Origin of the sequence: Pseudomonas sp. B21_DOA (genome assembly GCA_030544685.1) — a bacterium.
GTDB lineage: Bacteria > Pseudomonadota > Gammaproteobacteria > Pseudomonadales > Pseudomonadaceae > Aquipseudomonas > Aquipseudomonas fluorescens_AO.
The window spans coordinates 903,141-916,129 of the sequence record CP086683.1 but is presented as its reverse complement, the minus strand read 5'-3'; the positions used below and the strand labels follow the sequence as shown (position 1 = coordinate 916,129).

Sequence of the window (12,989 nt, the reverse complement as noted above, 5' to 3'; positions counted from 1 at the left end):
GTCTGGCGGCTCAGCTTTCCAGCCAGACGTCCCGCGCCCAGTGCCACACCGATTCCCATGATTCTTCGGTGATCAGCTCTTCTTCGCCGGACCACAGCACCACGGTGCCGTCTTCTTCAACGCAGTAGTAATTGTCGCCGTCCTGGCAGATCGGAATCAGGTCGCGCGGCACGCCGGCGTCCCAGGCATTAGCGGCAACGTCCGGCAGGTAAGTGTGCGATTGCGAGTCGGTGACGGTTACCGGCTCGAGGCTGCCATAGACCACGTCGCTGACGGTCAGCAAAAACTCTTTGAAGACGAACGGAATGTTGATGAAGAGTTCTTCTTCGATCTCCACCAATTGGTCTTCGTCAGGCAATTCCAATGGAACCGGCACGGGTTCGTTGGCTTCGCGCAGTTGTTCGATGATTTCTTCCACGTCCGGGATCCTCTTGCTTGAATGGCGCGGTTTATATGGGCCGGTTTATACAGTAGCTCGCTATAGATGCAACCGTGAAATGAAAAACCCCGGCCGAGGCCGGGGTTCTGTTACCGCAAGTGAAGCGCAGCAGGGATCAGCCGTTCTGGCGGATACCGGCGACCAGCCAAGGCTGGTTGTCGCCCTGCGGACGTTCCATGTTCCAGCTTTCGCTGAACACTTCGCCTTGGTCGAAACGCGAGGTTTTCGACACGCCGGTGAAGGTCAGGGTGGCGATGGTCTTGTCGGCACGATCGTCGACGCCGTCCAGTTGCACCTGCAGGTTGTCGATGTAGGTCGACTGGAAGCCGTCGCCCAGATCCGCACGCTCACGCTTGAGGAACTCAAGCATTTGCGGGGTCACGAACTCGGCGATCTTGTCCATTTCGTTGGCGTCCCAGTGCTGCTGCAGCGACTGGAAGTGGCTGCGCGCAGCTTCAAGGAAGCGCTGTTCGTTGAACCAGGCCGGTGCATTGATCACTGGACGGGCGGCAACCGGAGCAGCCGAACCACCGAAGATCGAACCCATGGCGGCAGGCTTCTGCTCGAACACTTCACGCTGCATCGGCGCGCCGGCCGGAGCGAATTGCTCCTGCTGCTTGCGACGACGGGCGGCGATGAAGCGGAAGATCACGAACGCGATCAGGGCCATGATCAGGATGTCGAAGATCTGCATGCCCTGGAAGCCGTCGCCCATGAACATCGATGCGAGCAGGCCACCGGCGGCAATACCCGCCAGTGGGCCGAGCCAGCGCGAAGCACCGCCGGCCTTGGCCGCGGCGCCAGCAGCACCGGCAGCGCCAGCGGTCGCTGCTGCGCCGCCCACGCCAGGAGAAGAAGGAGCCATCTGGCTGGTCTGGTGCGTCGGCGCAGCGCCGGCGCTTTTGCCACCACCAAAGCGCTTGGCGTTGGCGTCGAGGCTCATCGTCAGGCCGATGCACAACGCCATGGCGATGCTAAGAAAACGTTTCATAAAGGGTATTCCCGTTTTGTGGAGACACGCGCGCCATGTTGCACAGCTGAGGTGTTACTGGCTAGCGAGAGAGTGTTTCGGGCTTTTGCCTGACAGGTCGCGTTCAGCTTGGCGAGGCAATCAGCCGATGTACTTTTGTCTGTAGGAAAAGGCGATAGGTTCAGAGGGATTGATGCACTTGCGCCGCATAACCTGTGGGAGCGAGCAGGCTCGCGCCCACAGGGGTTCAGTGCCGGTGGTTAGATCGCTTCCAGCTTGGCATAACCGAGCATCAGCCACTTGCTGCCTTCGCTGAAGTTCACCTGCACCCGGGCTTGGGCGCCGGAACCTTCGAAGTTGAGGATCACCCCTTCGCCGAAGATCGAATGGCGCACGGCCTGACCGAGCACAAGACCGGTTTCCGGAATCTCGCTGCCGCTGAACAGATTGCTGCCGCTCATCGACTGGTTGCCGCCGAACGGTCGGCTGACGCTGTTGGACAGACGAACTTCCTGAATCAGGCCTTTCGGCACCTCCCGTACGAAACGCGACACCTTGTTGTAGGTTTCGCTGCCGTACAGGCGCCGGGTTTCCGCGTAGGTCATGACCAGATTCTGCATCGCCCGGGTGATACCGACGTAAGCCAGACGCCGTTCCTCTTCAAGACGCCCCGGTTCCTCCAGGCTCATCTTGTGTGGGAACAGACCTTCTTCCATGCCCACGAGGAACACGTAAGGGAATTCCAGGCCTTTGGCGCTGTGCAGGGTCATCAGCTGAACGCTGTCTTCGTGCTCGTCGGCCTGAGTGTCGCCGGCCTCCAGCGAAGCGTGGCCGAGGAACGCCGCCAGTGGCGTCAGTTCTTCGTCTTCTTCGGTGTTCTCGAAGTTGCGTGCGGCGCTGACCAGTTCCTCAAGGTTTTCTACCCGGGCCTGGCCTTTCTCACCTTTTTCCGCTTCGTGATAAGCGATCAGGCCGGACTGCTCGATGACGGTTTGCGTCATCAGGTGCAGCGGCATCTCGGCGCACTTGGCGGCGAGGTTCTCGATCAGCTCGATAAACGCACCGAGCGCGCTCGCTGCACGGCCGGTCAGGCCTTTGTTCGCCACCAGTAGGCGCATCGCTTCCCACATCGACACATCGCTGTGCCGCGCATGCTCGCGGATCGCTTCGACGGTTTTCTCGCCGATGCCCCGGGCCGGCACGTTGATCACCCGCTCCAGCGCCGCGTCGTTGCCGCGACCCTCAAGCAAACGCAGATACGCCATGGCGTTCTTGATTTCCGCGCGTTCGAAGAAGCGCTGACCGCCATAGATGCGGTACGGGATGCGCTCGCGCAGCAGGGCTTCTTCAAGCACCCGCGACTGGGCGTTGGAGCGGTACAGAATGGCGATATCGCTACGGGCCAGTCCGGTTTTCAGCGCGCTTTCGATGGTTTCCACCACGTAACGGGCTTCGTCGTGTTCGTTGAACGCGGCGTACAGATTGATCGCTTCGCCGTCGCCACCGTCGGTCCACAGCTCTTTACCGAGACGCCCGGTGTTGTTGGCGATCAGCGCGTTGGCGGCTTTGAGGATGCCGGCAGTGGATCGGTAGTTCTGCTCCAGGCGAATCGTTTCGGAGTCCGGGAAGTCGGAAGAGTACTGATGGATGTTCTCGATCTTCGCCCCGCGCCAGCCGTAAATCGACTGGTCGTCGTCGCCGACCACCATCAGGCTGTCGCCGCCCTTGCCGAGCAGGCGCAACCAGGCGTACTGCACGGCGTTGGTGTCCTGGAACTCGTCGACCAGAATGTGCCGGAAGCGCTTTTGGTAGTGCGCCAGCAGGCCGGGGTGATCGCGCCACAGATCGAGCGCGCAGCAGCAGTTCGGAGAAATCGATCACGCCGGCCCGCAGGCACGCTGCCTCGTAGGCTTCGTAGATGCCGCGCATGGTGGCGAGGAACAGGTCGCCGCTGGCCTGAATGTGTTGCGGTCGCAGACCTTCGTCTTTCTGCCCGTTGATGAACCACTGCGCCTGCCGCGCCGGCCAGCGTTGCTCGTCCAGACCCAGCTCGCGGATTACCCGCTTGACCAGCCGCTGCTGGTCGTCGCTGTCGAGAATCTGGAAGGTCTGGCTCAGGCCCGCTTCCTGCCAGTGCGCCCGCAGCAAGCGGTGCGCGAGGCCGTGGAAGGTGCCGACCCACATGCCGGCCGGGTTGATGCCCAGCAACTGCTCGATGCGATGGCGCATCTCGGCAGCGGCCTTGTTGGTGAAGGTCACCGACAGGATGGAGTGGGGTGAGGCGTTTTCGACCTGGATCAACCAGGCGATACGGTGCACCAGTACTCGGGTTTTACCGGAACCGGCGCCGGCCAGGACCAACTGACGGCCGACGGGGCCGCTACGGCCTGGCGTTGGGCATCGTTGAGGAGTTCAGCAGAAGGGAGAGATCATCGCGCATCGGGGCATTCTAGGGTGCGCCGCAGGCCCGGGCAAACCGCGTGTTGCATTAGCCGATGAAAGTGCTGCCGATGACGACCGGTCGGTCATTGGCTGCAGGCTTCGGCCCGTCTCGCTTGAGGGCTTGCCTCCATGCGCAAGCGGCGGAAAAAATCCCTGAAATTGTGATCCGCGGCAGTTTGGCAACGGGATCGGCTTGTGTATGCTCCGTGCACGTTTCGGGCGCACGCCCTCCTTATAAGAACAAGAACGTTGCCCATGACCCTCAGCGCCGAACTGTCGGGCCCCTCCGTGGAGCCCCGGCTAATCCGCAAGCACTATGCCGTCGAAATGGCGGTGGAGCGCACGCGTCTGCTGTATCAGGGCTCGTTGTTGCCCACGCTGTTCATGTTGATTAACGGCCTGGTCTGCGCCGCCCTGCTCTGGAGCCCGCAGCGCTACTTCGTGGTCAGCGTCTGGCTGGTCTGGCTGCTGTCGCTGGTCGCGTTGCGGGTGATCCAGGTGGCCGCGTTCGATTCGGCGATTCCCGATCGCCAGGCCCAGCCGATCTGGTTCCGCATGTTCCTGCTCGGTTCGACCATGACCGGCCTGACCCTGGCCGGCGCCGGCATTGCGCTGGTGCCCGCCGACAATTTCATTCAGCAAGCCTGGGTGTTCGGCCTGATCGGCGCGGCGACGCTGTCGGCCAGTGTCGCCTACGCGGTGAGCCTGCCGGCGTTCCTCTCGTTTACCTTGCCGTGCCTGCTGCCAGCGATCGGCTACCTGTTCTGGGGCGGCGACGATCAGGGCTGGGGCTGGGGCTGGCTGGGGCTGATCCTGCTCGGTTCGTTGAGCGTGGTGGCGTGGCAGGTCAATCGGCTGATTGATCGCGGCTTGCTCCGGCGTTTTCAGAATCAGCACCTGATCGAGCATTTGCAGCAAGCGCAGACGCGCAGCGAACAACTCAATCAGGAGCTGGGCAAGGAGATCGAGCAGCGCCGCTGTGCCGAAGCGCAATTGCGTGAAGCACAGGTTGATCTTGAAAATCGCGTGGCCCAGCGCAGCCGCGAACTGGATGCGGCCAATCAGGCCCTGAGCAAAAGCGAAGCGCGCCTGGCGCTGGCGCTCAAGGCCAGTGAGCTCGGGCTGTGGGACTGGAACCTGCAGACCGACGAAGTCCACCACACACAGATTCAGGAACTGTTCGGCCTCGCCCCGGAATACGTCACCGCGCTGCTGCGCGACCTCAAGCCGCGACTGCACCCCGAAGACTTGCCGTCACTCAAGTTCGCCCTGGTCGAGCATTTGAAAGGGCGCACCGAGGATTATCAGGTCGAATATCGCCTGCGCCACGGCGACGGCCACTGGGTGTGGATCGAGGACCGTGGTCGCGCCGTGGAGCGCAGCGCCAGCGGCCGGGTGATCCGCATGGTCGGCACCCGCCGCGATATCAGCGCCAGCAAAAACCTTGAAGAGCAGCAGCGGTTGGCGGCGACGGTGTTCGAAGCAGCCAGCGAAGGCATCGTGATTCTCGACCCGGACTACGCGCTGATTGCGATCAACCAGGCGTTCAGCCGTGTCAGCGGTTATGAGATCGACGACATGCTTGGGCGCAACGTCGTCGAGTTGCCGTGCAGCCGCGATGCCCGTCGTCACTACGTGGCGATCCGTCATGCGCTGGAGCAGTACGGCAGTTGGCAGGGCGAACTGGTGGAAACCCGCAAGAATGGTGAGCTGTACCCGCAGTGGCTGCAGCTCAATGCGGTGCGCGACAGTCGCGGCAATGTCAGCCATATCGTCGGCTTCTTCGCCGATCTCTCGGCGCGGCGGGCATCGGAAGAGCGCATGCGCTATCTGACCCATTACGACGAGCTCACCGGCCTGGCCAACCGTGCACTGTTCCGCGAGCGTCTGCACGAAGCCCATCAGCGGGTGCGGCAGGGCGGGCGCCGCAGTCTGGCGTTGCTGCACATCAATCTTGATCGCTTCAAATTGCTCAATGACAGCCTCGGCCATGAAGTCGCCGATCAGCTGCTGCAGAAGATGGCGCGGCGGCTGGTCAATGCCTTGCCGGAAGCCGACACCATTGCGCGCCTGTCCGGTGACGAATTTGCCGTGCTGTTCGATGCCTACGGCAATCTGTCGAGCCTGGCGCGGGTGGCGACGCGGTTGTCGGCCAAGCTGCGTTTGCCGCTGAGTGTCGACGGGCATGAACTGGTGGTCAGCGCTTCCATGGGCATCAGCCTGTTGCCGGACAATGCGCGCGAAATTTCAGCGCTGGTCAGCCAGGCGAACATGGCCATGCAGCACGCCAAACATCTGGGCGGCAACAATTTCCAGTTCTTCACCGACAGCTTGCAGGCCAGCACACTCGAACGCCTGCAGCTGGAAAACCACTTGCGCAGGGCCATTGAGGAACGGCAACTCACCGTATTCTACCAACCGAAACTGTGCCTGCAGAGCGGTCGCCTGAATGCCGCTGAAGCGCTGGTGCGCTGGGATCATCCGAGCATGGGCCAGGTGCCGCCGGCGGATTTCATTGGCCTCGCCGAGGAGACCGGTCTGATCGGGCCGATCGGTGAATTCGTTTTGCGTCAGGCGTGCTGGCAGGCGTGCGAATGGCAGCGCCAGGGCCTGGCGCCGATCCGCGTGTCGGTGAACCTGTCGGTGCATCAGCTGCGCCAGGGCAAGCTGGTCAGTCTGGTGCGGCAGGTGCTGGAAGAAACCGGGCTGGCGCCGCACTGCCTTGAGCTCGAATTGACCGAAAGCCATTTGCTCGACAGCGTCGAACACATCATTGCGACGTTCCAGCAACTGCGCGATCTGGGGTGAAACTGGCGATCGATGATTTCGGTACCGGTTATTCCTCGTTGAGTTACCTCAAGCGAATTCCGGTGGATTACGTGAAGATCGATCAGGCGTTCATTCGCGGCTTGAGCGTCGGCAGTGCGGACGCTGCGATCACTCGCGCGATCATCGCTATGGCTCACGGGCTGGCGCTGAAAGTCGTGGCAGAGGGCGTTGAGCGGCAGGATCAGCTGGAATTTCTGCGCGTGGAGCGTTGCGACGAGGTGCAGGGTTATCTGATCAGCCGGCCGGTGGACGCTGCCAGTCTGGCCGGGCTTTTGCGCGATCAGGGAAATCCGCAGTAAGGGCTACATACAGCTCAGCGTGCCTGATGCCGGGACATCGAGTTACGCTTTGAGCAGGCAAAATGCCCATTCATGTAGTATAACTACAAGCTTGCTACATCCTTGCCCACAAGAAGAGTCCAGCCCCTTGAATCTGCTGCAACACATCGCCCAGTCACGTCACCTGTTACGCAAGTCGGAGCTCAAGGTCGCCGACCACGTGCTGCTTGACCCTGCGGCAGTGATGCACAGTTCCATGGCCGACCTGGCTCACAGCGTCGGTATCAGCGAGCCGACCATCGTGCGCTTCTGCCGCGCGATCGGTTGTTCCGGCTTTCAGGATCTCAAACTGAAACTGGCGCAAAGCCTGGCCGCCGGTGCCAGCTTCGGCCAGTTCGCGATCCACGAAGACGACTCCGTCGCCGACTACAGCCTGAAGATTTTCGACACCACGCTGCACACCCTGATGGAAGTGCGCGAGAAACTCGACCCGGTGGAGTTGCAGCGCGCAGTGACGCTGATGTCCCAGGCGCAGCGTGTCGAGTTCTACGGCTTCGGTGCTTCCGGTGCGGTGGCAGCGGATGCACAGCACAAGTTCTTCCGTTTGTTGTTGACCGCGGCGGCGTATTCCGACCCGCACATGCAGGCGATGTCAGCGGTGACGCTGAAGCCCACCGATGTGGCGATCTGTATTTCCCAGTCGGGGCGTTCAAAGGATTTGTTGATCACCGCAAACCTTGTTCGCGAGAGCGGGGCATCGCTGATCACACTGTGCCCGAGCCAGACGCCATTGGCGGAGTTGTCGACGGTGAACCTCGCGATCGATGTACATGAAGACACCGAAATCTATACACCACTGACTTCGCGTATCGCCCACCTGGTCGTGATCGACGTTCTGGCGATGGGCGTGGCCATGGCGCGCGGGCCGAGTCTGGTCAATCACCTCAAGAGCGTGAAGCGCAGTCTGCGCAGCTTGCGTTTGTCTCCAAAAGCCGTGAAAGCCCTGGATGATTGAGCAAGGTCGTTCCGACCTTGTTCGCGAGCAGGCTCGCTCCCACAGGGGATCTCCTGAGAACATAAATTCTGGGTCATAACGGGATCAAATGTGGGAGCGAGCCTGCTCGCGAAAGCGTCTTCAACAACAGCACATCCCTGCGCACATTTCATCACATTGTCATCCCGGCGCAGCCAAACCGTCATCCCCCACGCCTATCGTGAAACTCCCGTACTCGCCCTGGGAGACTCGAAATGGCTCAGCCCTACGAAGAACGCAACAGCGCCGCGAAAACCCGTCGTCAACAGGAAGATCAGCGCCGCATGGAATTTCGCCGCGCAATTGAAGATCGCTTCGAACTTCGCCAGCTTCAGGCCGAGATCGGCGATTTTCCCGAGATCACTCACTGGCAGGCAGCGCCCGCAGCTTCCCGTCGAAACGCTCAACCAACGCAATAATCTGCGCCCGTTCGCTGCGGATAAAGGCCAGGAAGGCGTGCGCCACCGGTGACAGCCGTTTGGCTTTGGCCTGCACCAGACACCAGCTGCGCATCAGCGGCAACTCTTCGACCGGCAGCTCGACCAGGCCGCCGGTCGCCAGCTCCAGGTTCAGGGCGTGGCGCGTCAACAGCGCCAGGCCCAGACCCGCCAATACGCATTCGCGCTGGGCTTCGGCGGACGCCACTTCCTGGGTCTGGGTGAAGTGCACGCGCTTTTCCTTGAAGTATTCCTCGCAGGCCAGACGCGTGCCCGAGCCTGGCTCGCGGATCAGCAGCGTATACGGCTCCAGATCCTGCAAGCGCAACGGGCCCATGTGCGCCAGCGGGTGATCCGGGCGCGCCACGGCGACAATCGGATTGTTCAGAAACGGCAGAAACTCCAGGCCCATGTCCTGCGGCACCATCGACATGATCACCAGATCATCGCGGTTGTCCGAGAGACGGCGAATGACTTGGCCACGGTTGACCACGGTCAGCTGCAAATTGACTTCCGGATGCTGGCGCTTGAACGCAGCGAACAGGTGCGGCACAAAATATTTGGCGCTCGATTCCACTGCCAGTTTCAGTTGGCCCTGCAGTGATCCCTGCATGTCCGACAGTTGCATATCGAGGTTTTCCAGGCGCCCGAAAATGTCGCGACTGGCACGTTGAAGCGCTTCCGCCGCCTCGGTCATATAGAGTTTTTTGCCGACATAATCGAATAGCGGCTGGCCGATCAGCTCTTCAAGCTGTCGAATCTGTAGGCTGACGGCCGGTTGTGTAAGGGACATTTCCTCGGCGGCGCGGCTGTAGGAGCGCAGATCGCACACTTCATTGAAGATTTGCAGTTGACGCAATGTCATACGCATCAATGACTTACGCATATTATTCGGGCTCGGTTGGCGGTCGTGTGCTTCGACTATAAGTGTTTACTTATGCCTGTCCCAATTTTTATTCATTTTTGTTAATCCCTTGGCAGCGCTAGTGTGGACCTGCCACTGAATTGAAACATTTGGTCACGCGTAGACCTGGGTCTAGCAGGTCGTGGTACCACCGGCTCAAGGGAACCTCCAAGTGATAAAAAAGATCCTGATCGCCAACCGTGGTGAGATTGCCGTACGAATCGTACGAGCCTGCGCCGAAATGGGCATTCGCTCGGTTGCGATTTTCTCCGATGCCGATCGTCATGCCTTGCATGTGAAGCGTGCGGACGAGGCCCACAGCGTCGGAGCCGAGCCGCTGGCCGGCTACCTGAACCCGCGCAAGCTGGTGAACCTGGCGGTGGAAACCGGCTGCGATGCGCTGCACCCCGGCTACGGTTTCCTGTCGGAAAACGCCGAGCTGGCGGAAATCTGCGCCGAGCGCGGTATCAAATTCATCGGCCCGTCGGCGGAAGTCATCCGGCGCATGGGCGACAAGACCGAAGCGCGGCGCAGCATGATCAAGGCCGGCGTACCGGTGACGCCCGGTACCGAGGGCAATGTCTCCGGCATCGAAGAAGCCTTGGTCGAAGGCGACCGCATCGGTTACCCGGTGATGCTCAAGGCCACCTCCGGTGGTGGCGGTCGCGGTATCCGTCGCTGCAACAGCCGCGAAGAACTCGAACAGAACTTCCCTCGTGTCATATCAGAGGCCACCAAGGCGTTCGGTTCGGCGGAAGTGTTCCTGGAAAAATGCATCGTCAATCCCAAGCACATCGAAGCGCAGATCCTCGGCGACAGCTTCGGCAACGTCGTGCACCTGTTCGAGCGTGACTGCTCGATCCAGCGCCGCAACCAGAAGCTGATCGAGATCGCGCCGAGCCCGCAACTGACCCCGGAACAGCGCGCCTACATCGGCGACCTGTCGGTGCGTGCGGCCAAAGCCGTGGGTTACGAGAACGCCGGCACCGTGGAGTTTCTGCTCGCCGAGGGCGAGGTGTACTTCATGGAAATGAATACTCGGGTGCAGGTGGAACACACCATCACCGAAGAAATCACTGGCATCGACATCGTCCGCGAACAGATTCGCATCGCTTCCGGCCTGCCGCTGTCGGTGAAGCAGGAAGACATCCAGCACCGTGGCTTTGCATTGCAGTTCCGTATCAACGCCGAAGACCCGAAGAACAACTTCCTGCCGAGCTTCGGCAAGATCACCCGTTACTACGCCCCCGGCGGCCCGGGCGTGCGCACCGACACGGCGATCTACACCGGCTACACCATTCCGCCGTTCTACGATTCGATGTGCCTGAAACTGGTGGTCTGGGCGCTGACCTGGGAAGAGGCGATGGACCGGGGCCTGCGCGCCCTCGACGACATGCGTCTGCAGGGCGTGAAGACCACCGCCGCGTACTACCAGGAAATTCTGCGTAACCCGGAATTCCGTAGCGGCCAGTTCAACACCAGCTTCGTTGAAAGCCACCCGGAACTGACCAACTACTCGATCAAGCGCAAACCCGAAGAGCTGGCCCTGGCCATCGCCGCCGCCATCGCCGCCCACGCAGGCCTATGAATGAAGCAGCTGCGAGCTTTCAGCTGCAAGCGGCAAGTAAAAGCAGATTGGCTTTTTCTTGCAGCTCGTAGCTTGAAGTTCGCCGCTATGAGGAGATACCAATGACTAAGAAGATCTTCGTTACCGACACCATCCTGCGCGACGCTCACCAATCGCTGCTCGCCACCCGCATGCGCACCGAAGACATGCTGCCGATCTGCGACAAGCTCGACAAGGTCGGCTACTGGTCGCTGGAGTGCTGGGGCGGCGCGACGTTCGACGCCTGTGTGCGCTTCCTCAAGGAAGACCCGTGGGAGCGTCTGCGCCAATTGCGTGCCGCGCTGCCCAATACCCGCCTGCAAATGCTCCTTCGCGGGCAGAACCTGCTCGGCTATCGCCACTACAGCGACGATGTGGTCAAAGCCTTCGTCGCCAAAGCAGCGGTGAATGGCATCGACGTGTTCCGCATCTTCGATGCCATGAACGATGTGCGTAATCTGCGTGTCGCCATCGAAGCGGTGAAAGCTGCCGGCAAGCATGCTCAAGGCACCATCGCCTACACCACCAGCCCGGTGCACACCATCGACGCTTTCGTCACCCAGGCCAAGCAAATGGAGTCCATGGGTTGCGACTCGGTGGCGATCAAGGACATGGCCGGTCTGCTCACGCCATACGCCACCGGTGAACTGGTGCGTGCGTTGAAAGCCGAGCAGTCGCTGCCGGTGTTCATCCATTCCCACGACACCGCTGGCCTGGCCGCCATGTGCCAGCTCAAGGCGATCGAAAACGGTGCCGATCACATCGATACCGCAATCTCCAGCTTCGCCTCGGGCACCAGCCATCCGGGCACCGAGTCGATGGTCGCCGCGCTCAAAGGCACCGAATATGACACCGGCCTGAATCTGGAGCTGCTCCAGGAAATCGGCCTGTACTTCTATGCCGTGCGCAAGAAGTACCACCAGTTCGAAAGCGAATTCACCGCCGTCGACACCCGTGTGCAGGTCAACCAGGTGCCGGGCGGGATGATTTCCAACCTCGCCAACCAGTTGAAAGAGCAGGGTGCTCTGAACCGCATGAGCGAAGTGCTCGCGGAAATCCCGCGCGTACGCGAAGACCTTGGCTTCCCGCCGCTGGTGACGCCGACTTCGCAGATCGTCGGCACCCAGGCATTTTTCAACGTACTGGCCGGCGAGCGCTACAAGACCATCACCAACGAAGTGAAGCTGTATCTGCAGGGCGGCTATGGCAAGGCGCCGGGCGTGGTCAATGAAAAACTGCGCCGTCAGGCGATCGGCAGCGAAGACGTCATTGACGTGCGCCCGGCCGATCTGCTCAAGCCGGAAATGACCAAGCTGCGTGCCGATATCGGCGCACTGGCCAAGTCCGAAGAAGACGTACTGACCTTCGCCATGTTCCCGGATATCGGCCGCAAATTCCTCGAAGAACGCGCTGCCGGCACTCTTACGCCGGAAGTGCTATTGCCGATCCCGGAAGCGGGTGCCGTTGCCTCGGCGGGCGGCGAAGGCGTGCCGACCGAGTTCGTCATCGACGTCCACGGCGAAACCTACCGCGTCGATATCACCGGTGTCGGCGTCAAGGCCGAAGGCAAGCGCCACTTCTATCTGTCCATCGATGGCATGCCGGAAGAAGTGGTGTTCGAACCGCTCAACGAGTTCGTCGGCGGTGGCAGCAGCAAACGCAAACAGGCCTCGGCGCCAGGCCACGTCAGCACCACCATGCCCGGCAACATCGTCGATGTGCTGGTCAAGGAAGGCGACACCGTCAAGGCTGGCCAGGCGGTACTGATCACCGAAGCGATGAAGATGGAAACCGAAGTCCAGGCTGCCATTGCCGGCAAGGTCACTGCGATTCATGTGGCCAAGGGCGATCGGGTCAACCCGGGCGAAATCCTCGTCGAGATCGAAGGCTGAGATAACAGTCGCGATCCAACGCTTTAAACCTCGGGGAGCAGGTGCTCCCCTTTTTTGCCTGTGATTTTCGATATTTCTCAGCTCGCTTGAGGAGCCGATGTGGGAGCGAGCCTGCTCGCGAATGCGTCGGACCAGCCAACATCATCTGCGAGTGATCCA

At 61.0% G+C, this 12,989-nt stretch carries 7 protein-coding genes and 2 pseudogenes; 5 read left to right on the top strand and 4 right to left on the bottom strand.

From position 1 onward, the window contains the following. Positions 1 to 10: 10 nt before the first annotated feature. From LJU32_04385 to uvrD, 3 genes and pseudogenes are all read right to left on the bottom strand, one after another. The gene (locus LJU32_04385) at positions 11 to 418 is read right to left on the bottom strand and encodes an SMI1/KNR4 family protein (GenBank protein WKV89620.1); all 408 of its coding nucleotides are present in this window, start codon (positions 416 to 418) and stop codon (positions 11 to 13) included. A gap of 136 nt (positions 419 to 554) precedes the next feature. Next, complete coding sequence (locus LJU32_04380; protein ID WKV89619.1) at positions 555 to 1,430, bottom strand: Tim44 domain-containing protein; 876 nt, start codon at positions 1,428 to 1,430, stop codon at positions 555 to 557. 239 nt (positions 1,431 to 1,669) lie between these two features. Continuing rightward, positions 1,670 to 3,849 (bottom strand): annotated as a pseudogene (uvrD, locus tag LJU32_04375) (DNA helicase II). A gap of 257 nt (positions 3,850 to 4,106) precedes the next feature. Here uvrD and LJU32_04370 point away from each other — a divergent pair. The 3 genes and pseudogenes from LJU32_04370 (at position 4,107) to LJU32_04360 (ending at position 8,410) form a co-directional block, all read left to right on the top strand. Beyond that, positions 4,107 to 6,979, top strand: a pseudogene (locus LJU32_04370) (EAL domain-containing protein). 127 nt (positions 6,980 to 7,106) lie between these two features. Then, a complete protein-coding gene (hexR, locus tag LJU32_04365; GenBank protein WKV89618.1) occupies positions 7,107 to 7,973 on the top strand; it encodes a transcriptional regulator HexR in 867 nt (288 codons plus the stop codon). Between the two features lie 233 nt (positions 7,974 to 8,206). Beyond that, entirely contained in the window at positions 8,207 to 8,410 is a 204-nt protein-coding gene (locus LJU32_04360; GenBank protein ID WKV89617.1) for a hypothetical protein, read from the top strand. Here LJU32_04360 and LJU32_04355 read toward each other — a convergent pair. After that, a complete protein-coding gene (locus LJU32_04355) occupies positions 8,352 to 9,314 on the bottom strand; it encodes a LysR family transcriptional regulator (GenBank protein WKV89616.1) in 963 nt (320 codons plus the stop codon). The genes LJU32_04360 and LJU32_04355 overlap by 59 nt on opposite strands. 190 nt (positions 9,315 to 9,504) lie before the next feature. Between LJU32_04355 and LJU32_04350 the strand changes: the two genes are divergently transcribed. Beyond that, complete coding sequence (locus LJU32_04350) at positions 9,505 to 10,920, top strand: acetyl-CoA carboxylase biotin carboxylase subunit (GenBank protein WKV89615.1); 1,416 nt, start codon at positions 9,505 to 9,507, stop codon at positions 10,918 to 10,920. A 101-nt stretch (positions 10,921 to 11,021) separates the two neighbouring features. Next, positions 11,022 to 12,830: a sodium-extruding oxaloacetate decarboxylase subunit alpha gene (gene oadA, locus LJU32_04345; GenBank protein WKV89614.1), complete on the top strand. Its 1,809-nt coding sequence runs from the start codon at positions 11,022 to 11,024 to the stop codon at positions 12,828 to 12,830. Positions 12,831 to 12,989 lie beyond the last annotated feature (159 nt).

What these genes read in the sequence shown, in the direction of transcription:
- LJU32_04380 (WKV89619.1), bottom strand. Translation starts at nt 1,430, where the DNA reads ATGAAACGTTTTCTTAGCATCGCCATGGCGTTGTGCATCGGCCTGACG.
- LJU32_04360 (WKV89617.1), top strand. Translation starts at nt 8,207, where the DNA reads ATGGCTCAGCCCTACGAAGAACGCAACAGCGCCGCGAAAACCCGTCGT.
- LJU32_04355 (WKV89616.1), bottom strand. Translation starts at nt 9,314, where the DNA reads ATGCGTAAGTCATTGATGCGTATGACATTGCGTCAACTGCAAATCTTC.
- oadA (WKV89614.1), top strand. Translation starts at nt 11,022, where the DNA reads ATGACTAAGAAGATCTTCGTTACCGACACCATCCTGCGCGACGCTCAC.